Source organism: Corynebacterium sp. c8Ua_99 (assembly GCF_039907185.1).
GTDB classification, from domain to species: domain Bacteria; phylum Actinomycetota; class Actinomycetes; order Mycobacteriales; family Mycobacteriaceae; genus Corynebacterium; species Corynebacterium jeikeium_D.
On the sequence record NZ_JASBOG010000005.1, the window covers coordinates 43,659 to 65,298 of the forward strand.

Below are 21,640 nucleotides of genomic sequence, written 5' to 3' on the forward strand. Positions count from 1 at the left end.
GAATTTCTTAATGTGAATACTGCAGATCGAAGTTTGCCCCTATCGTTTTTGCCGCTGACACCAATCGGGCGCCAGAAGCTCTATGCCCTGCTGGTTTTGATTGCACAGGCGGCAATTGCGGTAACCGGTTCTATCGTCCGTGTTACTGGTTCAGGTCTCGGTTGTGCTTCGTGGCCTGAATGTCACCCAGGCAGCTTCGTTCCTGTCGCGGGGGAAGCAGAAATGCTCCATCAGATTATTGAGTTTGGCAACCGGCTGCTCACCTTTGTGCTGGTTGCTCTGACACTTCTGCTCTTCCTTTCGGTTATGCGTGTCGGTCGCCGTCAGGAAATCAAGTTGCTGGCCTTCCTCAACGGTCTCGGCGTTATCGTCCAGGCTGTTATCGGCGGTATCTCCGTTTGGGTTGACCTGAAGTGGTACGCCGTAGCGCTGCACTTCCTGCCTTCGATGATTCTGGTCTGGCTCGCTGGCATGCTTTTCGTCAAGATTTCTGAGCCTGATGACGGCACTGCTACCCGCATGTACCCGCGCTATCTGCGCTATCTGGCTGCCGCCTCCGGCCTGGCCCTGACGATGACGCTGATTACCGGAACTATGGTCACCGGTGCGGGACCACACGCTGGAGATGCTTCGGTGCTCCCGGAGGATCGCCTCCAGCTACCGATTGTTGACCTGGCGCATATCCACGCTGGTTTTATGTACCTCTACCTTGGCCTGGTTATCGGCCTCATTTTCGGTCTGCTGGCCTCGGAAGCCTTTGCGCCTGTGCGTAAGGTTGCCATCGCACTCGTTGTGTTCATTTTGGCTCAGGGCGTAGTTGGAATGATTCAGTACTGGTCCGGTGTACCGGAGGCATTGGTGCCGGTTCACGTTGCCGGATCTGGTATCTGCACCGCTTTGACTGCAGTACTTTTCCAGCACGGTTACCGCACTGTCGGTGGGAGCGCAGAAGTCACTGGCTCGCTTGAAGGCGATGCGGCTGCCGCCACTGTTGCTTCGGAGAAGAACGTCGAGGTTACCGCGTAGTTAGCTGCCGGTCAGCGGCTGTATTAACCACTGTGGTTACCGGCCGTTGATTCCTGCTCGAACCGCCTAAACACGCGCTTTGGTTGTGCGTGTTTAGGCGGTTCTGCTGTCTGCTCGGCTCCGTGTGCTCGGATGTGCGTTTCCCAGTGGCTAGCGGGCTGCGCGGGCGGTGCGGGCTGCGCGGGCGGTGCAAGGGGGCGGTCTGCCCACTTATCGATCCGAGTTACTGACTATGTTTATGACAGAAATCGCGCGAAAAATGGCCTGAAAGTGTCATAAACTCGCACAGTTTCACATTTGCAGCCCGTGCCCATCTCCACACACAAAAAGAGACCCTTCCCGCAACCGGAAAGGGCCTCTTCAAAGGAGCTCAGCAACTGCCTTAGAACATGCTCGAAATTGTCTGCAATCCGAGTACGGCATCGAGAGAAAGCGCCACACAGACGATGGACAAGTAGTTGTTCGACATGAAGAACAGCTTCATCGGCTTGATCTTGCCACCGGTCTTAACGTGGCGGTGCAGGTCAATGGCGCCCCACAGGAACCAGGCACCAGCGCCAACGGCGCCAATCAGATAGATCCAACCCGCGTACGGAACCAACAGCAGAGTGGTAATCACGGTCGCGGCGGTGTAGTAAATAATGCGCTTGGAAACGACGATTGCCGGCTTGACCACTGGCATCATCGGCACGCCAGCGGCCTTGTAGTCCTCCTTGTAGCGCAGGCCCAATGCCCAGGTGTGCGGCGGAGTCCAGAAGAAGATAAGCAGGAACAGGATGAATGCCTGCCACCAGTGAGCCAGCCCCGTAATCTCCGGGTTGTTGTCAGTGATCACGGCCCAGCCGACCATCACCGGCATACAACCCGCAGCGCCACCCCAAATTACGTTCTGATCAGTACGGCGCTTCAGCCACAACGTGTAGACGAAGATGTAGAAGGCAATCGTAATCAGAATGAAGACGGCGGCCAGCAGCGAGTTACACAGCAACCACAGCCATAGGAACGACGCAATCATCAAGACAGTGCCGAAAATCGCTGCCGCTCGACGGCTAACCTGGTTGCGCGCGAGCGGGCGACGGCGAGTACGGCGCATCTTCTGGTCAATGTCGTAATCCATGACCATGTTGAAGGTGTGCGCAGCCGCTGCACCCAGCCAACCACCGAACAAGGTGAGAAGAATCAGTCCAACGTGAACATGACCGCGATCAGCCTGAAGCATTGCGGGAATGGCCGCGACGAGCAGGAGCTCGATAATTCTTGGCTTAGTCAGTGCAATATACGCCTTGACTGTTTCCAACAAAGCAATGTCCCTTTCACGCGCCATAAACAAACCCCCCGTTTACAGATAGTCGGATGTAACGGTCGGAAAGTTCCCGACGAGTTTTTCCGCAAAATTAAATGAGGGGCAGGCAATCAGTTTACCGGTAATCATAACGGTTCCAATAATGACCGTCGTAAAGCATGTGCGGCGCGCCCTCTGAGACTTATCTCTCAGCTATTCGGCCCGGTTTGAACCCGGAGCGCGCAATCCTAGTTAGTATGGAGGAGAATTTTACTAATCCATTTGGATACTAGGAGTCATTCACGTGACACTGTCGACTGAGCATGAAGCACGGGTTGTGCGCAACTACCCCTCGGACTGGTCTGACTTGGATACGAAGGCCGTTGATACGGCCCGTGTGCTGGCCGCAGACGCCGTTGAAAAGGCAGGTTCGGGGCACCCTGGCACTGCGATGAGCCTCGCACCGCTGGCTTACTCTCTTTACCAGCGCGTTATGCGCCATGATCCGAAGGATACGAAGTGGATCGGCCGTGACCGTTTCATTCTCTCCTGTGGTCACACCTCTCTGACGCAGTACGTCCAGCTGTACCTCGGCGGTTTTGGCCTGGAGCTCGATGACCTGAAGGCGCTGCGTACGTGGGACGCTCTCACCCCGGGTCACCCGGAATACGGCCACACTGACGGCGTGGAAATCACCACTGGCCCGCTGGGTCAGGGGCTGGCGTCGGCCGTCGGTTTTGCCATGGCTTCGCGACGGGAACGTGGGCTGTTCGACCCGGAAGCTGCTCCGGGTGAGTCTCCGTTCGATCACTACGTGTACGTCATCGCTTCTGATGGTGACGTTCAGGAGGGTGTCACTGCCGAGGCCGGCTCGCTGGCCGGCACTCAGCAGCTGGGCAACCTGATTGTCTTCTGGGATGACAACGGCATCTCCATCGAGGACGACACCACCATTGCTTTCACCGAGAATGTCGCGGACCGCTACCGTGCTTACGGCTGGCAGGTCATTGAGGTCGACGGCGGCGAGGACGTCGCAGCACTCGAGGCTGCTGTCGAGGAGGCCAAGAAGGATACGGAGCGTCCGACCTTCATTCGCGTTCGCACTGTGATCGCTTACCCGGCTCCGACGAAGATGAACACCGGCGCATCGCACGGTGCTGCTCTTGGTGACGAGGAGATTGTCGGCATCAAGGAAGCTCTCGGCTTCGATACCGACAAGAGCTTTAACGTCGCTGACGAGGTCATTGAGCACACCCGCAAGCTGGTTGAGCGTGGTGCTGAGGCTCACGCACAGTGGCAGGTCAAGTTCGACGAGTGGGCTGCGGCTAACCCGGAGCGCAAGGCTCTGCTGGACCGTCTGACCGCCGGCGAGCTGCCGGAGGGCTTTGACGCTGAGCTGCCGACTTGGGAGCCGGACGAGAAGGGTGTTGCTACCCGCAAGGCTTCTGAGGCCGCGCTGCAGGCACTGGGTAAGACCCTGCCGGAGCTGTGGGGTGGCTCGGCTGACCTGGCTGGCTCCAACAACACCGTCCTGAAGGGCGAGCCGTCCTTTGGTCCGAAGTCCATCACCACCGGCACCTGGACCACCGACCCGTACGGCCGCAACCTGCACTTCGGTATCCGTGAGCACGCCATGGGGTCGATTCTCAACGGCATTCTGCTCCACGGTGGTACCCGTCCGTACGGCGGCACCTTCCTTATCTTCTCGGACTACATGCGTCCGGCTGTCCGCCTGGCATCGCTGATGGGCATCTCCCCTATTTATGTCTGGACCCACGACTCCATTGGTCTGGGCGAAGACGGTCCGACGCACCAACCTGTTGAGCAGCTGGCTTCGCTGCGCGCTATCCCGGGTGTGTCCACTGTCCGCCCGGCTGACGCTAACGAGACCGCTCAGGCTTGGGCCGCTGTTCTTCAGGGAGAGGCAGGCCCGAAGGCTCTGGCTCTGACCCGCCAGAACGTTCCGGTCCTGGAAGGCACCAAGGAGAAGGCCGCTGAGGGCGTCCGTCGTGGTGCGTACGTGCTTGTCGACGGCGCCAAGGAGACCCCGGACGTCATCCTGATGGCTACCGGTTCGGAAGTTCACCTCGCTGTCGAAGCTGCTGACAAGCTGGCCGAGGAAGGCGTCAGCGCCCGCGTTGTCTCCGTTCCGTGTCTTGACTGGTTCGAGCAGCAGGACGATGCCTACCGCGAGCAGGTTCTGCCGAAGTCCGTCCGCGCTCGTGTCTCGGTTGAGGCCGGTATTGCAATGCCGTGGTACCGCCACCTGGGTGATGCTGGTCGCGCTGTCTCCCTGGAGCACTTCGGTGCATCGGCTCCGTACAAGGAGCTGTTCGAGAAGTTCGGCATCACAGCAGAGGCTGTTGTCGATGCCGCCAAGGAGTCCATCGAGGCTGCTAAGTAAGTTTGTTAAAACCTGGCGCTATCGGCCGTTGTCGGGACGGGATTTGTGAAAACCGTACCGCGCTCCGGTAGCGCCAGTATTGTTTGTGACGCACAGTAGTTTAAGGACATACAACTTTTAGCGAAGTCTTTAGGCAACGAAGCGGTATTGACAGAAAGGCGTTAAACACTATGGGAAACACCACGATGGAAGCGCTCGCCAAGGTAGGGACTTCGGCGTGGCTCGACGATCTTTCGCGCCAGCGCCTCACCTCGGGCGATTTGAAAAATCTTATTGAAGAGCTTCGAGTTGTCGGTGTCACTACTAACCCGGCAATCTTCTCTTCGGCGATGACCGCCGGTGAGGATTACGACTCTCAGCTGGCGCAGCTTACTGCAGAGGGTGCGAACCCGGCAGATGCTGTGTTCGCGATGGCAATCGACGACGTCCGCGATGCCTGTGACCTTTTCGCTGGTGTATCCGAAGAAACCGACGGTGTCGATGGCCGTGTGTCCATCGAGGTCGATCCTCGCTACGCCGACAACTACGAGGCCACGATTGCGCAGGCCCGTAAGCTCTGGGAGCGCGTCGGCAAGCAGAACGCGATGATTAAGATTCCGGCGACCGATGCTTCCCTGCCGGCTGTCACCCAGGCTCTGTCCGAGGGAATCTCGGTAAACGTCACCCTGATTTTCTCGGTGGAGCGTTACCTGCAGGTCATTGATGCGTTCATCGAGGGCATTGAGCGTGCGAAGGACAACGGCGTAGACCTGGCTTCGGTTCACTCTGTTGCGTCGCTGTTTGTTTCTCGCGTTGACACCGAAATCGATGCTCGCCTGGACAAGATCGGCTCCGAGGAGGCCCTGGCTCTGCGCGGCAAGGCTGGTCTGGCCAATGCCCGTGCAGCTTACGCCAAGTTCGAGGAAACTTTCTCGGCGCAGAATATTCGCTGGGCACAGCTGGAAAACGCCGGTGCTAAGCCGCAGCGCCTGCTGTGGGCTTCGACCGGTGTGAAGAACCCGGCTTACCCGGACATCCTCTACGTCACTGAGCTGGCTGCACCGCAGACTGTGAACACCATGCCGGAGAAGACGCTGCGTGCTGCCGGGGGCTTCGAGGGCGAGGTTCGCGACGCCGTCAGCGGCCAGGGGGAAGCAGCCAATGCCGTTATGACTCAGCTCAGCGAGATTGGCATCGACCTCGATGACGTCTTCGCTGTCCTGGAGCGCGAGGGCGTGGAGAAGTTCGTGGACTCCTGGCAGTCCTTGCTCGAGTCGATTGCACAGCGCATGGAGCAGCTGAAGTAAGCCTGCTGATTATCTAGGTGCCTGTTGGTAGTGGCTGCGTTTCTGGCTGGCGCCAGCAGGTCGCCTGGCGATCCGAGTTACTGACTGCGTTTATGTCAAAAACGGCCCGAAAAATAGCCTGAAGGTGTCATAAACTTGCACAGTTTCACATCTGCAGCCCGTAACTTTTGGGGTTGTCAGTTTCGGTTCGCCTGTTGTGCTACTTAACCCGCATTTTCAACGTTGGACATGAAAAAGCTCCCCGCGCAGGGGAGCTTTTTTGATGGAGCTAGGACGCGGCGAAGGCGGGGCGCACAGTAGGCAGCGGGCGTTTCTCTTCCTTTAATGCCCAGGCCATCACGAACGCAGAGATTACGGTGATGATTGAGGCAAAGATCGGCACAGCCGGCCAGGGGGCGCCCGGTACGGAGTCGGTCACGTCCAGCAGATAGCTAAAGAGGAAGAGCGTGACCAGGGCCAGGCCAATGGTGATCGATCCTGCACGAGTGCCCTTCGCGCCGGCGACGGTGCCGACTGCGGTGCTCGCCACGGTAGCCATGAGGAAGCTCAAGAAGACGCACAGCGCGGTGAGCAGAACCGTCGTGTAATTCTGCCCGGAATCCTCAATCATGTACAGCTCCCCGTTAGTGTCCGGAAACAGGGCCGGTCCGGAGGTGACAATGAAGCTATCGAATCCGCGGTAGTAACCGGACTTGTTCTGTTCGATGACCATCGCCGTGACGATGAAGGCGGTAGCCACCAACGATGTGCCCAAGATCGCGATAATTGCGGAGCGTACCCAGCGGGCGGTGCTCACGCCGTAGTCGCGCAGGGTGACCGAACGCCGGGCTGTGATGAGGAAGAGGATGCCCAGCGCGATAATGCCAAGCAAGGTGTTGCCGGTTCCGCTGCCTACGAGCATGCGCCCGAAGGCCGAGTACAGGATGGCCACGGCGGCAACACCGAGGAAGGTTTTCTTGTTGGTCGCGATGAAAGCTCCGGTGCTCATTTCTTGCTCCGTTCGATGTAGGCGGAGGTGCTTGCGAGGTCGATGAGGGCCGCGGGGTCGAGGTAGCTCACCTCAACGCCGAGGGCGCTGGCATGCGCAGCGGCAGACGAACTGACCTCTGTAGCCAGGATTGCCTCGCAGCGCTCGCCGAGGGTTTTCTTAGCGAGCATTGGGCCGGCCACCTGCGCCACGAGATCCGTAGGGCCGCGCAGCACCGGATGGGTAGCGCGCAGCTTATCGACGTCATAGGGCCCGTACGCATCCTGCTTGTGGATGACAATCAAGGTGTCCACCAGACCGGCTAGATCCTGGGAGTGCTGCGAGGTGACCACAATGTCGGCTGATTCGGCGGAGTCGATAAGCATGCCGCGCAATGCGGTGCGGTGCTCGACATCGAGGCCGTTGAAGGGCTCGTCGAAAAGCAATGCTTCCTTGCCCGATGCCAGGGTGGCAGCGGCGATGAGCAGCTGGCGCTGGCCCAGGCTGAGCTTTTTGATAGGGGTGTCAGCGGGGAAATCGAGGAGGGACTCCGCGTGGGGCACATCGAGCTGATCCCAGCCGGTGCGCAGGATCTGGAAATATTCGCGCGGGGTGGCACCGAAGACCTGGGTGTCGGGTGCAGCCTTCGCCAGGGCCGCCGTAGGCATCTGCGCGAGGGTACGCAGGTAGTAAGTCTTGCCGGCGCCGTTGGGGCCAATCACGCCGTAGATACTCATTTCTCCTCCTCCAGCATGGCGATGATGTCGTGGAGCGTGAGGCCGAGAATGCCGGCCTCCGCTTTTAATGGCTCGATGTAGGTGCGCTGGAACGCTTCACGACGCTCAGCGCGAATGCGCTCACGGGCGTCTGGAGTGACAAACATGCCAAGTCCTCTTTTCTTCTCCACAAGCCCCACCATCGACAGTTCCGTCATGGCCTTGGCGGCCGTGGTTGGGTTGACCTGATAGAACTCCGAGAGCTCCTTGGTTGAAGGGGCACGATCCTCAGCCGAGAGCTCCCCGGACAAAATCATTGATTTCAGATCCTCGGCAATCTGGACGTAGATGGGCCGAGGGTCCGCCTCCTTCGCCTGCATATCCACCTCCGTGGTTTATGGGTATACCACCTAGGTCATAAACCTAAGGCAGAAGAAAGGGACCCGTCAAGGCCCCATCGGAGGAATCGGAAACGATTCCACCGGACTTTTCTCGATATGACATTATGTAAACCGTGAGTGATTCTCTGCAACGCAACGATTCGAACTCCCCTACTGCCAGCTCTCCGCACAACGGAGACGACAGCACCAACCACGACGGATACATCAACCCGCTGCGCGACCCGCAGGATAAACGCCTGCCGCGTATTGCGGGCCCGGGCGGCATGGTGATTTTCGGAGTGACGGGCGATCTGGCCCGAAAGAAGCTTCTGCCTGCCATCTATGATCTGGCCAACCGCGGTCTACTGCCTGCCTCCTTCGCGTTGGTCGGCTACGGTCGTCGCGAATGGTCGAAACAGGACTTTGAGGATTATGTGCGCACCGCAGTGGAAAAGGGCGCCCGCACAGACTTCCGTGAGAGTGTCTGGCAGCGCCTGGCTGAGGGCATTCACTTTGTCACCGGTACCTTTACCGATGACGAGGCCTTCGATCGCCTGGCCGCACAACTTGAGGAGCTCGATCGCTCCCGCGGCACCGCTGGCAACTGGGCCTACTACCTGTCCATTCCGCCAGCTAACTTCCCCGATGTCTGTCATCAGCTCGATCGTTCGGGGCTGGCGCAGTCGGGCGAGGATTATTGGCGTCGCGTGATTATTGAGAAGCCATTCGGCCACGACCTGGCCTCCGCTCAGGAACTCAACCAGATTGTGAACTCGGTCTTCCCAGAAGACGCTGTGTTCCGCATCGACCACTACCTGGGCAAGGAAACCGTCCAGAACATTCTGGCCATGCGTTTTGCCAACCAGTTGTTCGATCCGATGTGGAATTCTCACTACATTGACCACGTTCAGATCACCATGGCCGAGGACATTGGTTTGGGCGGTCGCGCCGGCTACTACGACGGTATCGGTGCAGCTCGTGACGTGATTCAGAACCACCTACTCCAGCTCCTGGCGCTGGTGGCAATGGAAGAGCCCATCGCCTTTACCCCGGAAGAGCTGCAGGCGGAAAAGATTAAGGTTCTGCGTGCCGTCGAGCCAGTGCGTCCGTTTTCGAAATACACCGCTCGTGGCCAGTACACGGCGGATTGGCAGGGCAGCAACTTCGTGCCAGGGCTGCGCGATGAGGAAGGCTTCGACCCCGAATCCACGACCGAGACCTACGCCGCCTGTACGCTGCAGATCAACTCCCGTCGCTGGGCCGGTGTCCCCTTCTACCTGCGCACCGGCAAGCGCCTCGGCCGCCGCGTCACTGAAATTGCGCTGGTCTTTAAGTCCGCACCTCACCTGCCCTTCGCAGAGACAATGACTGCCGCTCTCGGCCAGAACGCAATGGTCATCCGTGTTCAGCCAGACGAGGGCGTGCTCATGCGCTTCGGCTCGAAGGTCCCGGGCTCGGCCATGGAGGTGCGCGATGTCAACATGGACTTCTCCTACTCCGAGGTGTTTACCGAGCAGTCGCCAGAGGCCTACGAGCGCCTAATTCTGGATGCGCTTCTCGACGAGGCCAGCCTCTTCCCCACCAACGAGGAAGTCGAGCTGTCCTGGAAGATTCTTGACCCGATCATCGAGTACTGGGCCAAGCGCGGTCGTCCCGAGGGCTACCCCGCAGGTTCGTGGGGGCCTTCCTCCGCTGACCACATGCTCGAGCGCGACGGTCGCGCTTGGCGACGGCCATAGGTTGCCGACCTCTCAGTTCTTAAGAATTTTCTGACAGAAAGAACACTTTCATGATTGTCAATTTGCCAGACACTGACACCGCGAGCATTGCTCGTCAGTTGGTGCAGCTTCGAGAGCAGGGCGGCATCGTCACCACGGGCCGTGTCCTCACCCTGATTGTTTTGGCCAAAAGCGAAGACGACCTGGAAAACATTATTTCCACGGTCAACTCCGTTTCCCGCGAACACCCATCCCGTGTGCTGGTATTGGTCTCCGATGATCCACGCCTGGACAATCGCCTCGACGCGGAACTCCGCGTCGGTGGTGATGCCGGTGCCGCTGAGATCGTCGTTATGCACATGTCCGGAGAGATTGGTCAGCACCACAGCTCTGTGGTGACTCCTCTGTTGCTGCCGGATACGCCGGTCGTGGCGTGGTGGCCGTCTGAGGCGCCGCAGGTCCCAGCGGCGACACCAATCGGCCGGATTGCCCAGCGCCGTATCACCGATTCACTGTGTGACCCGAATAGCAACGCTATCTACACGCGCCGTACGGGCTACACGCCCGGCGATTCCGACCTGAGCTGGTCGCGGCTGACGAACTGGCGCGGTGTGTTGGCATCCGCTTTCGACTTGCCGCCGCATTCGCCGGTGACCTCCGTGTCCATCTACGGCCCACAGGACTCGCCATCGGTCGAGGTCGCCGCCGGATGGTTGGCAGATCGCCTGGGGCTGCCGGTCAACCGTTACTCCACCGGTGAGAAGAAGATTCCGGTGGACGAAAAGGGCCGCGCCAAGCCACCGGTGACCTCGGTCGCCTTTGAGCGTGAAAATGGCCAGACCCTGCGCATCGATATTGAAAGCGCCACCACTGCATCGGTCACCAACGGAGAAAAGCCCCCGTTCAAGGTTGCAGTATCGCGTCCAACACGCTCCGAATGTTTGGCAGAGGAGCTGCGTCACCTCGACCACGATACTGCCTACGGACGTGCCCTGCGTGGCCTCAGTCAGATTCACACGGTGGGAATGCAACCTCCGACGTCCACAACAACTAGCTTCGCTAACGAACCAGGAGTCTCTGACAAGTGACCACCGATAACGCCTCGAATACCGTCCCCGCCCCTCAGTTCCACCGCGCCGCTGACCAGGCGGGCATCGTCGAGGCTGCACGTCAGCGCTTCATCGATGCGGTTGTCGCCGTCCAACATGGCAACGCCTCTCCGGTCACCGATGACGGTTTCGTACGCGTCGTTCTCACCGGTGGCGGCGCGGGTACCGCTTTGCTCAGTGCGCTTGCCGACGATTCCGGAGACATCGACTGGAACCGAGTCCTGGTGTTCTTCGGAGATGAACGCTTTGTCGCTGCCGACTCGGCAGATCGCAATGCGTTGGCTGCTCGTAAGCGTCTCTTGTCCCCTGTCGGCGTGCCGGAGGAAAACATCTTCGAGTTTGCCGCTGCCGACAGCGGCGTGACCACCACGGAGGCCGCCGAAAGCTACGAAGCTATCGTTCGGGAGAAGGCTCCAAATGGCTTTGACCTTCACCTTCTTGGTATGGGCGGAGAGGGACACATCAACTCGATTTTCCCACATACCGCAGCGCTGGCTGAGCAGGAACGCTTGGTCGTGGACGTGCATAACTGCCCGAAGCCACCGCCGACCCGCATCACGTTGACGATGCCGGCCATCGCCAGCTCTCAGCGTGTGTGGCTACTTGTAGCGGGCGGCGAAAAGGCTGAGGCAATTGCAGCTATCGCTCAGCAGGACGACCCAGCGCAGTGGCCGGCGGCCGGGGTTCGCGGTGTTCAGGAAACCATTGTCTTTGTTGACGATGCTGCGGCTGCGCAGCTCTAGGCTTCCGCTTCACCGCTAACAGCCCAGAAACAGCAAATTCCCGTCGATAAGCGAAATGCTATCGACGGGAATTTTTATTGCTTAAAGGCCTGCGGTGGGGCGTGCTGCGTGCGGAACCTACCAGCCGAAAGTATTGAACAGCAGCAACAGGACAATGCAGAGCAACCAGATAATCACGGTCACAATAGTGACGCGGTCAAGGTTCTTCTCCACCACAGTCGAACCGGACAGATTCGACTGCATGCCGCCACCAAAGAGGCTGGACAGTCCGCCACCCTTACCCTTGTGGAGCAGGATGAACAGCGTCATCAGGATGGATGTGATGACCAGGACAATCTGAATGGCGAGGTACACGCGCACTTCCTTTTGAAACGTCGCTTCTTTAAGAACTCCAACTATACTAGCGCAATTGCTCCGCTGGCTAGGTATCCCTAGCCGTATCCCTAGACGAATTCCTAGCCGGAGTTGCGCAGTGCAGTTGCCAGACCATTCATGGTCAGCTGAATGCCCCGACGCACCTTGTCGCGATTATCGCCGGCACGGTAGCGACGCAGCATCTCCAGCTGGATGATGTTCAGCGGCATAAGGTACGGGAAGCGCATGTCCACCGAGCGCCTGAGCAGCGGGTTGTCCTCCAGCAGGTGCTTGTACCCGGTTACCTTCAGGAACATCTCCAAAGTCAGGTCGAACTCAGCCTTGATGATGCCGTAGATGCGCTCACCGTCGGCCTTATCTTGGCACAGGCTAGCGTAGGCGCGCGCCAGGTTCAGGTCAGCCTTGGACATGACCTGCGCCATGTTCGACAGCACCGAATTGAAGAACGGCCAAATCTCGTTGAGCTGCCGGAGCTCAGCCAGGCGGGAACCGTCTTCATCCTCGCCGATCCACTCCTGCAGTGCAGAGCCGACACCAAACCAGCCAGGGACCATAGAACGCTGCTGCGACCAGGACAGTACCCACGGAATTGCGCGCAGGTCAGAAATGGTCTGGGTCTGCTTGCGTGAGGTCGGACGCGAACCGATGTTCAGGCTGCCGATCTCATCGACCGGGGTCGACGACGTGAAGAAGTCAATAAAGCCCGGGTCCTCGTGCATGAGCTTCGAGTAGGCCTCGCGAGACAGGTCGGAAATCTCCGACATAATCTCGTGGGCGCGAGCTGGGTTCTTCAGGTCATCGACGTCGAGCAGAGTCGACTCAATCGTTGCCGAAACCAGCGCGGCGAGGTTCCTGCGTGCCGCAGCAGGGTGACCGTACTTTGCAGAGATAATCTCGCCCTGCTCAGTGATACGCACGGACCCCTGGACTGCACCCGACGGCTGCGCCAGAATTGCCTCGTAGGACGGACCGCCACCACGGCCGACAGTACCTCCGCGGCCATGGAAGAGACGCAGGCGAATGTCGTTGTCCTTCGCAGCTGCCACGATGGCGACCTCCGCGTCGTAAAGCGCCCAGTTTGCTGCGAAGTACCCGCCATCCTTGTTGGAATCAGAGTAGCCGAGCATGACTTCCTGCAGATCTCCGCGTGCGGAGACGAATGCACGGTAGACCGGAATGTCCCACGCAGCACGCAGGACGTCGGCACCAGCCTGCAGGTCTTCGATGGTTTCGAACAGCGGGATGACGTCAACAGAACCGGTCGGCTGCGAGCCATTCGGGCGAATCAGACCGACTTCCTTGAGCAGAATCATCGGCTCCAGCAGGTCGGAGACCGATGTACACATCGAAATGATGCAGTGCGGTACCGCGTCATGACCGTACTTGCGCACCGCACGAGATGCCGCACGCATAATGCCTAGCTCGCGAGCCGTAGTTTCGGAAAGATCTGCGGAAGTCGAAACCAGCGGACGGGAGGACTGCAGTTCCTTGGTCAGCAGCTCGACTTTGTCGAGTTCCTTCAATCCCGCGTAGTTGTCCACCACGCCGGCAGCGGAGAACAGCTCGGTGAGTATTTCCTCATGAGAGTCCGAATTCTGGCGGATATCAATCGAGTACAGGTGGAAACCAAATACTTCGACTGAATCAATCAGATCGCGCAGGCGGTGATCGGCGATGAGGTCATCGTGGCTGGACCGCAGTGAGTCGTCGATAATCGAGAGCTCTTCAAGTAGCTCCTCGGCGCTGTCATACGGAGTGAATTCCGACCAGTCGCCCTCGATGATGGACTCGTCGAAGAAGTTCACCGCTGTTGCCGCCACGCGACCGCGGATACCGTGAACCGCACGACGGTACGGCTCATCTTCGCGGTTAGGTACGTCATTGTGGCCGCGGCTGGCCAGAGCGACCAGATCCACGGTGACCTTGGTCAGGCGGTCGCTGAGACTGAGCTCGCGCTCCAGCAGGTGCAACTGCGAGAAGTAGTGACGCAGGATTGTACCCGCCGCCCTATCGGAGGCATAGCGCAGCGTCTCCTCCGTCACGTATGGGTTGCCGTCGTGGTCACCGCCAATCCACGAGCCCATGCGAATCGTTGGGTTAGCAGGCAACTTGTTGCCGCCGAGCTGACGCAAGTGCTTGACGACGTCTCGGTTAATCTGTGGCACAGCTTCCAGCAGAGAAAGCTGGTAGTAGCGAAGACCAACCTCGACCTCATCGCGAATGTCCGGGCGGTTCATGCGAATGAGAGCCGTTTGCCACAGCGTCAGGATACGGCGGCGGATATCGGCATCAATCTCAGCGAGTCGGTCCGCGGTGCGCGCATTCATCGGGGCCGCCTGAATCTCGTGGCGGCGCCGCATTGCGGCCGTGATGTGCTTCTGCACATCGAACACTGTGCGACGACGAGTTTCCGTTGGGTGTGCGGTCAGAACCGGGACGACCTCAATGTGGTCCATCATGTCCGCAATGGCGCTGCCGGAAACCTTGGCGTCGCGAAGCTTCTGCCATGTTGCCTCCAGAGTGGAGTCCTGCGGTGGATCGCCAGCATCGAGAGATGCCTCGATGCCCAGCTCCTCGTGCAAATCCTCAGCGAGGTTAGCCAAAAGTGCGAAGTGCGTGAAAGCACGGATGACAGGGCTTGCCTCGGCAGGGTCAATATCTCGGAAGAGGCCGGTGAGCTTCTCGATGTCGCCATCGCCACGATGGAGTTCGAAGGCTGCACGGCGAGCATTTTCGACCAGGTTAAAGACCTCGTCACCCTCTTGCTCGCGGATTACCTGCCCAAGAATTCGACCCAGGTGGCGAATATCCTCCCAGAGCAAGTCCTGCTGCTTCGCGGTAGCGGTCGATGAGGATTGCTCATTGCGTGCAGTGTGTCGGTCAGTGTCACCATGTACTTGTTCGTTCATTGAGCACGTCCTTTGAAAATTGCCGGGCATTCCAAGTGGAAAGCCTCGGGAAATGTATTGCGCTGAATTATTGCCAGTCGGTGTGCCTGGATTGAGTCCGCCTAAAGGCAATAACCCCGAATCGGTTTTATGAGAATCAATAAAACCAATCCGGGGTCGCGCATGGCGCCTATCTTATCAGTTGTTCTGAATTTATATGCACTTAGGCGTTCTGAGCGGCATCTGCAGCAAGTGCGCAGAGCTTCGCGAATGCTTCACCGTCGAGCGAAGCGCCACCGACGAGGCCGCCGTCGACGTCGGGCTTGCCGACGATCTCAGCGACGTTCTCGGCCTTGACGGAACCACCGTAGAGGATGCGCATCTCCTTTGCGATGTTCTCGTCCGCAATTTCTGCGACGGTCTCGCGGATAGCTGCACAGACTTCCTGCGCGTCCGCAGCCGATGCGACCTTACCGGTGCCGATAGCCCAGACAGGCTCGTAAGCGATGACGGTCTTGGCCAGCTCAGCGTTGGTCAGATTAGCCAGGGAGCCCTTGACCTGAGAGACAACGTACTCGACGTGCTCTTCGGCCTCTCGGACCTCCAGCGGCTCGCCGACACAGACGATTGGGTTCATGCCCTCGCGCAGTGCTGCCTTGGCCTTCTTTGCGACCAGCTCATCGTCCTCTGCGTGCATATCGCGACGCTCGGAGTGACCGACGACGACCCAGGTGCAGCCGAGCTTTGCCAGCATCGATGCGGAAATCTCGCCGGTGTAAGCGCCGGACTCGTGGACTGAGACATCCTGCGCGCCGTAAGTGACGCCGAGCTTATCGCCCTCAACCAGAGTCTGGACCGAACGCAGGTCGGTAAACGGCGGGATGACAGCGACGTCAACCTTGTCGTAGTACTCCTTTGGCAGAGCGAACGCGAGTTTCTGCACCACACCGATAGCTTCGAGATGGTTCAGGTTCATCTTCCAGTTACCAGCAATAAATGGTGTACGTGCCATAGTGGTGGAATTCACTTCCCTATCAATTAGCGGATTTTTAAGCGATGAAAATCCGGTGGTGGAAAAATCTTAGTCTTCCAGGACGGAGACGCCCGGCAGAGTCTTACCCTCGAGGAACTCCAGCGAAGCGCCACCACCAGTGGAGATGTGGGTGAAGCCGTCCTCGTTCAACCCCAGAGTACGTACTGCTGCTGCGGAGTCGCCGCCACCGACGACGGAGAAGCAACCGTTGTTAGTGGTGGCATCGATGATGGCCTGTGCAACCTCGCGGGTGCCAGCTGCGAAAGCCTCCATCTCGAACACGCCCATCGGACCGTTCCAGAACACAGTCTTGGACTCAGCGAGCACCTTGCCGAATGCCTCGGCGGAAGCCGGTCCGATGTCCAGGCCCATCCAGCCTTCCGGAATCTCGGTGGCGTCTACCACCTTGTTTTCAGCGTCTGCAGCGAACTTCTCAGCCACGACTACGTCGGTTGGCAGAACGATCTTATCGCCGTAGCGGTCCAGCAGATCCTTACAGGTGTCAATCATCTTTTCCTGCAGCAGGGATGCACCAACGGCGTAGCCCTTGGCAGCCAGGAAGGTGAAGCACATGCCGCCGCCGATGACCAGGGAGTCAACCTTCGGCGCGAGAGCCTCAATAACGCCCAGCTTGTCGGAAACCTTGGAACCGCCGAGCACGACGGTGTACGGCTTCTCCGGGGTCTCTGCGACCTTGCGCAGAACTTCAAGCTCAGCCTGAACCAGGTTGCCGGCGTAGTGCGGCAGCTTCTTAGCGACGTCGAAGACGGAAGCCTGGGCGCGGTGAACAACACCGAAACCGTCGGAAACAAATGCTCCGTCCGGAACAAGTGCGGCCAGCTCGGCTGCGAACTCGGCGCGCTCTGCCTCGTCCTTGGAGGTCTCGCGCGGATCGAAGCGGACGTTCTCCAACAGGAGTACATCGCCCTCAGTCAGACCATTTGCGCGCTCGTGCGCGTCCTCACCGGAGACATCACCGGCGAGCGCGACGTACTGCTCCAGGCGCTCAGATAGCGCCTCAGCGACCGGGGCCAGGGAGAACTCGGACTTAACCTCGCCCTTCGGGCGACCCAGGTGAGCCATAACAACGACCTTGGCGCCGGCCTCGACAAGCGCGGACAGGGTGGGCAGCGAAGCATCGATTCGACCCGGATCGGTGATAACGCCGTCTTTCAGTGGGACGTTAAAGTCGGAGCGGACGAGGACGTAACGGCCTTCAATACCTTCGTTGATCAGGTCTTTGACAGTCTTAACAGTCATCTCAATGAAATCCTTGTGAAAGTGTGTAAAAAACGGGCCGTGGGTGGTGTGCCCTACTCAGGCGCAACCACCCCGGCCCGTTCGGGGTCTGGGATTAACCAGGTGAGTTATTAGAGGCGCTCACCGACGTAGACAGCCAGGTCGACGAGGCGGTTGGAGTAGCCCCACTCGTTGTCGTACCAGGAGACAACCTTGACCTGATCGCCGATGACCTTGGTCAGCGGTGCGTCGAAGATCGAGGAACGCGGGTCGCCCTCGATGTCCTTGGAAACGATTGGGTCCTCGTTGTAGCCCAGAACACCCTTGAGCTCGCCCTCAGCAGCTTCCTTGATGGCAGCATTGACGGACTCGACGGTGACCTCGCTCTTCGCAGTGAAGGTCAGGTCGGTGACAGAGCCGGTCGGGGTCGGAACACGCAGTGCGTAGCCGTCCAGCAGACCCTTGAGCTGCGGCAGAACCAGAGCGACTGCCTTTGCAGCACCGGTGGAGGTCGGAACAATGTTCAGTGCAGCAGCGCGGGCGCGACGCAGGTCCTTGTGCGGAGCGTCGTGCAGACGCTGGTCACCGGTGTATGCGTGGATGGTGGTCATGAGACCGCGCTCGATGCCGAACTTGTCGTCCAGAACCTTAGCCATCGGAGCCAGGCAGTTGGTGGTGCAAGAAGCGTTCGAAATGATGTTGTGCTTCTCTGGGTCGTAGTCAGTGTGGTTGACACCGACAACGAAGGTTGCGTCTTCGTTCTTAGCTGGAGCGGAGATGATGACCTTCTTGGCGCCAGCCTCGATGTGAGCCTTGGCAGCGTTGGCATCGGTGAAGAAACCGGTGGACTCAATGACGATGTCGACCTCGTGCTTGCCCCACGGCAGGTCCTTCGGGTCGCGCTCAGCGTATGCCGCGATGCGCTTGCCGTTGACGGTGAGGGACTCATCGTCGTAGGTGACCTCTGCGTCAAGCTTGCCCATGATGGAGTCGTACTTGAGCAGGTGAGCCAGGGTCTTGTTATCAGTGAGGTCGTTTACAGCAACGACTTCCAGGTCAGCGCCCGCAGCGAGCAGGGAGCGGAAGAAGTTGCGGCCAATGCGACCAAAACCGTTAATACCTACACGAACCGTCACAATAATCTCCTTAATGGATTGGCGAATCGATGCCACTTGTCAGGGCGCTGATTGCGCTCCAACAGGTTCACTACAGAAGTGTACGTTGGGTTTTTCATTCGCGCAGCGGTGGTTTGGTGCGAAAACCCCAAATAAACGGAGATTTATCAAAAATTACGCACCTGACTAGGCATAACAGGTGCTTTACTCGTCAACTTCTTTGTCAAAAAGTTCGTCTGTAACGACTGCAGTTGTGGGGGGAATTCCGAGTTCGTTTGCTCTTTTGTCCGCCATGGAGAGCAAACGGCGGATGCGTCCTGCGACGGCGTCCTTGGTCATTGGCGGATTGGCCAGCTGCCCAAGTTCTTCCAGTGAAGCCTGCTTGTGCTCGATGCGCAGCTGTCCTGCAGACACCAAATGGTCTGGTACATCGTCACCGAGAATCTCTAAAGCACGCTCTACTCGCGCTGCTGCAATAACGGCCGCACGAGCCGAGCGCCGCAGGTTGGCATCGTCGAAGTTTGCCAAGCGGGTGGCCGTCGCTCGCACTTCACGACGCATACGCTGTTCTTCCCACTGCAGGCGAGTAGTCTGGGCCCCCATTCGCGTCAGCAGCGCACCGATTGCATCGCCCTCCCGGATGATTACGCGATCGCCACCGCGGGACTTATTCTCCTTGCTCTTAGCCGTAATTCCGAGCCTACGAGCACATCCCACCAATGCGAGTGCCGCTTCAGCAGAAGGAGCAGTGACTTCCAAAGCTGAGGAACGCCCCGGCTCAGTCAGTGAACCATGTGCCAAAAAAGCACCCCGCCATGCAGCTTCTTGATCAATTTTCTGCCCCATGATCAGCTTGCGTGGTAGCCCACGTACGGGACGTCCCGCAGAGTCAATCAGGCCAGTTTGCCTAACGACGAGTTCCGCGCCATCAGTTACCCGCACGATGTACTTCGAGGTCTTTCGCAAGCCACCGGGAGACAAGACATTGAGGCTGGCTTTGACATCGTAGAGTTCGGCCAGCATGGAGCGCAGGCGGCGTGCGACAGCGCCGGAATCCAACTCAGCCTCCAGCACAATCGAACCTGCCACCAGGTGGAGTCCTCCTGCGAAGCGGAACAGGGTCGCAATCTCCGCTGCCTGAGCGCTTTCCTGCGAAACTGACACGCGGGCTAGTTCGTCTTTGACCTTCGCCGTCAATGCCACGATGCTGTCCATCCTCATTTCATGTGTACGAGCTGGGTTTGAGCCTGGTTAATTTAGGTGAAATTAACCCCATTTGAGCTTTAGCAATAAACCTCAAGGATAGTATCCGGAACCAATCGAGTGGCAATTAGTTGATTGTCTGTTGCATCCTCGCAGGAGAATGCATAAAAATCCTCGATTGGCCGGACGCTTTAGAGGAACTGACGAAGTGCGACAGCTAGTTTCTCCGGCGAATGCCGACCCGTCAGAGCTCCGTGGTCATCAACTTCTTGCACATCGGCGAAGACAACCTGCGCGTCTAGGCTATCCGCCGCTCGCTGCAGGTATTCTCGTTCGGTATCCGCGAGCGGCGTGTTGTCGTCGACAAGCACGTAATTGAGCTTCAAGTTAGGTGCATGCTGCGTGAGCATATGGATGTGCCGTTCGGAAGAAAAACCGGCGGTCTCCCCCGGCTCGGCGACAAGATTCAGCACCACGACGGTTGTGGCATTGGTTTCTTGCAGAGCATCCCGCAGCCCGGGCACCTGAAGATGTGGCAGAACCGAAGTGAACCACGAACCCGGACCCAGCGTCACCAAATCGGCATTGAGGATAGCTTCAATGGCCTCCTCGGATGCCGGCGGAGTCTCAGGAATCAGCCGGATTCGGCGCACCTGGCCAGGTGTCGTGGCCACTGCGACCTGGCCACGGACCTGGCGCACAACGCGAGCATCCTGCTCCAAGCCAACGACTTCGGCCTCAATCTCTAGCGGGATCGGCGACATGGGCACGACGCGACCCCGGATTTGCAGCAACCGGCCAATTTCGTCAAGCGCGTCGACTTCATTTCCCATCACACTGGTGAGGCCAGCGATAATCAGATTGCCAATCGCATGCCCTGCCAGTGCGCCAGTTCCGCCAAAGCGGTGCTGCAGTGTCTTTTCCCACAGATCGCCTTTTTCCGTATCTGCGGAAAGCGCGGCGAGTGCCATGCGAAGGTCTCCAGGGGGAATCTGCCCCAGCTCACGACGAAGGCGACCCGAGGATCCGCCGTCGTCGGCAACTGTGACCACCGCTGTGACATGGTCCGCAACCTGACGGTCAGCTCTCAGCGTGGCAAATAGACCATGACCGCCACCCAGACTGGTAATTGATGTCAATTTCTACACCTCCACGAAAACCGCTAGTTGCGGTCAATATCGCGGTGGACGACGTTGACGTTGATCCCGGAAACTCCCTCGAGCTTCTTAGCCAGCGCCTCCGACATGGCCACACTTCGGTGATGGCCTCCGGTGCATCCCACAGCGATAGTCATAAAACCCTTGCCCTCACGGCGGTACCCGGGCAAAACCAATTCAATCAAGTTTGTGACGTTGTCCAAAAACCCCTGAGACTCAGGTTGGGACAGCACGTAGTCGGCCACGGCTTTGTTGGTACCGCGGCCCGCACGCAGCTCAGGTACCCAATAGGGATTGGGGAGAAAACGGACGTCGAAAAGCATGTCGGCATCGCGCGGCGCACCGTGCTTAAACCCAAATGATTCGATGGTGATCTGCTGAATCTTGCTAGCGGTATCCGACAACTGATGCTCTAACTCACGGCGCAAATCGTGCACGCTCATGTCAGAGGTATCCACTACTAAATCCGACATGCCCTTTATTGGCAGCAACATCTGACGTTCAGCGGCAATACCCTGTGAAAGCGTGCCATTTTCCTGCAGCGGATGGGTGCGGCGGACAGAGTCGTAGCGGGCGATGAGGGTGTCGTCGTTGGCATCAAAGAAGATGACATAGGGCTGGCGCCCCTCATTGCGGAGTCCGTCGAGCACCTCCCCCAAACTGCCGGCGAACGCGCGCGAGCGCACGTCGGTGACGATAGCGAGGCGCTCTACTGGAGAGTCCGCTTCAAACGACAACTCGACCATGCGCATAATCAACTCCGGGGGCAGGTTGTCTGCGACATACCAGCCCATCTCCTCCAAGACGCTGGCGGCCGTATTGCGTCCGGAACCGGACATGCCGGTAATCAACACAAGTGACTTTTCAGCCTGAGGGGAATAACCCGAAGTAATCATGCCATCACTCTAATACAATTCCGCCCAACCGCTCTCGGTTTTACTAGCGGAAGTAAACCCCCTAGCACTGTTTCAAGTGCGGTTTTAGCCACTTGTTTACCTA

General features: G+C 58.7%; 18 protein-coding genes. 6 read left to right on the forward strand and 12 right to left on the reverse strand.

Annotated features, from left to right (window positions below; all coding sequences use genetic code 11):
• Nucleotides 1–12: 12 nt before the first annotated feature.
• A complete protein-coding gene (locus tag QKE19_RS04230; protein ID WP_016422745.1) occupies nucleotides 13–1,026 on the forward strand; it encodes a COX15/CtaA family protein in 1,014 nt (337 codons plus the stop codon).
• A 382-nt stretch (nucleotides 1,027–1,408) separates the two neighbouring features.
• Here the strand turns inward: QKE19_RS04230 and QKE19_RS04235 are convergent, their stop codons facing one another.
• Nucleotides 1,409–2,323 carry a heme o synthase gene (locus tag QKE19_RS04235; RefSeq protein ID WP_172954651.1) on the reverse strand — a complete coding sequence of 305 codons (915 nt, stop codon included), beginning with the start codon at nucleotides 2,321–2,323 and terminating at the stop codon, nucleotides 1,409–1,411.
• Between the two features lie 289 nt (nucleotides 2,324–2,612).
• Between QKE19_RS04235 and tkt the strand changes: the two genes are divergently transcribed.
• Complete coding sequence (gene tkt, locus QKE19_RS04240) at nucleotides 2,613–4,712, forward strand: transketolase (RefSeq protein WP_347890455.1); 2,100 nt, start codon at nucleotides 2,613–2,615, stop codon at nucleotides 4,710–4,712.
• Nucleotides 4,713–4,882: 170 nt separating this feature from the next.
• Nucleotides 4,883–5,998, forward strand: a complete 1,116-nt coding sequence (tal, locus tag QKE19_RS04245; RefSeq protein WP_150960998.1) for a transaldolase — start codon at nucleotides 4,883–4,885, stop codon at nucleotides 5,996–5,998.
• A gap of 268 nt (nucleotides 5,999–6,266) precedes the next feature.
• Here tal and QKE19_RS04250 read toward each other — a convergent pair whose 3' ends face one another.
• Genes QKE19_RS04250 through QKE19_RS04260 form a run of 3 tightly spaced genes read right to left on the reverse strand, consistent with a single transcriptional unit; the run spans nucleotide 6,267 to nucleotide 8,061 of the window.
• A complete protein-coding gene (locus tag QKE19_RS04250; RefSeq protein WP_016422740.1) occupies nucleotides 6,267–6,986 on the reverse strand; it encodes a hypothetical protein in 720 nt (239 codons plus the stop codon).
• Nucleotides 6,983–7,702, reverse strand: a complete 720-nt coding sequence (locus QKE19_RS04255; protein ID WP_347890456.1) for a hypothetical protein — start codon at nucleotides 7,700–7,702, stop codon at nucleotides 6,983–6,985. Before QKE19_RS04255 ends, QKE19_RS04250 begins: the two co-directional genes overlap by 4 nt.
• The gene (locus QKE19_RS04260) at nucleotides 7,699–8,061 is read right to left on the reverse strand and encodes a GntR family transcriptional regulator (protein ID WP_016422738.1); all 363 of its coding nucleotides are present in this window, start codon (nucleotides 8,059–8,061) and stop codon (nucleotides 7,699–7,701) included. Before QKE19_RS04260 ends, QKE19_RS04255 begins: the two co-directional genes overlap by 4 nt.
• 224 nt (nucleotides 8,062–8,285) lie before the next feature.
• Between QKE19_RS04260 and zwf the strand changes: the two genes are divergently transcribed.
• The 3 genes from zwf to pgl are packed head-to-tail and all read left to right on the forward strand — an operon-like array spanning nucleotide 8,286 to nucleotide 11,631.
• Nucleotides 8,286–9,800 (forward strand): glucose-6-phosphate dehydrogenase, encoded by a 1,515-nt coding sequence (gene zwf, locus QKE19_RS04265; RefSeq protein ID WP_347890489.1) that lies wholly within the window; start codon nucleotides 8,286–8,288, stop codon nucleotides 9,798–9,800.
• Nucleotides 9,801–9,850: 50 nt separating this feature from the next.
• Nucleotides 9,851–10,867 (forward strand): glucose-6-phosphate dehydrogenase assembly protein OpcA, encoded by a 1,017-nt coding sequence (locus tag QKE19_RS04270; protein ID WP_016422736.1) that lies wholly within the window; start codon nucleotides 9,851–9,853, stop codon nucleotides 10,865–10,867.
• Nucleotides 10,864–11,631 carry a 6-phosphogluconolactonase gene (gene pgl, locus QKE19_RS04275; RefSeq protein ID WP_347890457.1) on the forward strand — a complete coding sequence of 256 codons (768 nt, stop codon included), beginning with the start codon at nucleotides 10,864–10,866 and terminating at the stop codon, nucleotides 11,629–11,631. The genes QKE19_RS04270 and pgl overlap by 4 nt, the downstream gene beginning before the upstream one ends.
• 117 nt (nucleotides 11,632–11,748) lie before the next feature.
• On the opposite strand, the gene secG is transcribed toward pgl, so the two are convergent.
• The 8 genes from secG to rapZ all read right to left on the reverse strand — a co-directional run bounded on the left by secG (nucleotide 11,749) and on the right by rapZ (nucleotide 21,537).
• Nucleotides 11,749–11,985 (reverse strand): preprotein translocase subunit SecG, encoded by a 237-nt coding sequence (gene secG, locus QKE19_RS04280; protein ID WP_005510775.1) that lies wholly within the window; start codon nucleotides 11,983–11,985, stop codon nucleotides 11,749–11,751.
• A gap of 101 nt (nucleotides 11,986–12,086) precedes the next feature.
• Nucleotides 12,087–14,915 carry a phosphoenolpyruvate carboxylase gene (gene ppc, locus QKE19_RS04285; protein WP_347890458.1) on the reverse strand — a complete coding sequence of 943 codons (2,829 nt, stop codon included), beginning with the start codon at nucleotides 14,913–14,915 and terminating at the stop codon, nucleotides 12,087–12,089.
• Between the two features lie 202 nt (nucleotides 14,916–15,117).
• The gene (gene tpiA, locus QKE19_RS04290; protein ID WP_049190741.1) at nucleotides 15,118–15,906 is read right to left on the reverse strand and encodes a triose-phosphate isomerase; all 789 of its coding nucleotides are present in this window, start codon (nucleotides 15,904–15,906) and stop codon (nucleotides 15,118–15,120) included.
• Nucleotides 15,907–15,975: 69 nt separating this feature from the next.
• Nucleotides 15,976–17,187 carry a phosphoglycerate kinase gene (locus tag QKE19_RS04295; RefSeq protein ID WP_347890459.1) on the reverse strand — a complete coding sequence of 404 codons (1,212 nt, stop codon included), beginning with the start codon at nucleotides 17,185–17,187 and terminating at the stop codon, nucleotides 15,976–15,978.
• Nucleotides 17,188–17,297: 110 nt separating this feature from the next.
• Complete coding sequence (gene gap, locus QKE19_RS04300) at nucleotides 17,298–18,302, reverse strand: type I glyceraldehyde-3-phosphate dehydrogenase (protein WP_048731894.1); 1,005 nt, start codon at nucleotides 18,300–18,302, stop codon at nucleotides 17,298–17,300.
• A 183-nt stretch (nucleotides 18,303–18,485) separates the two neighbouring features.
• Nucleotides 18,486–19,484 (reverse strand): DNA-binding protein WhiA, encoded by a 999-nt coding sequence (whiA, locus tag QKE19_RS04305; protein ID WP_049190810.1) that lies wholly within the window; start codon nucleotides 19,482–19,484, stop codon nucleotides 18,486–18,488.
• A 191-nt stretch (nucleotides 19,485–19,675) separates the two neighbouring features.
• Entirely contained in the window at nucleotides 19,676–20,623 is a 948-nt protein-coding gene (yvcK, locus tag QKE19_RS04310; protein WP_048731879.1) for a uridine diphosphate-N-acetylglucosamine-binding protein YvcK, read from the reverse strand.
• 23 nt (nucleotides 20,624–20,646) lie between these two features.
• Nucleotides 20,647–21,537 (reverse strand): RNase adapter RapZ, encoded by an 891-nt coding sequence (gene rapZ / locus QKE19_RS04315; protein ID WP_005510809.1) that lies wholly within the window; start codon nucleotides 21,535–21,537, stop codon nucleotides 20,647–20,649.
• Nucleotides 21,538–21,640 lie beyond the last annotated feature (103 nt).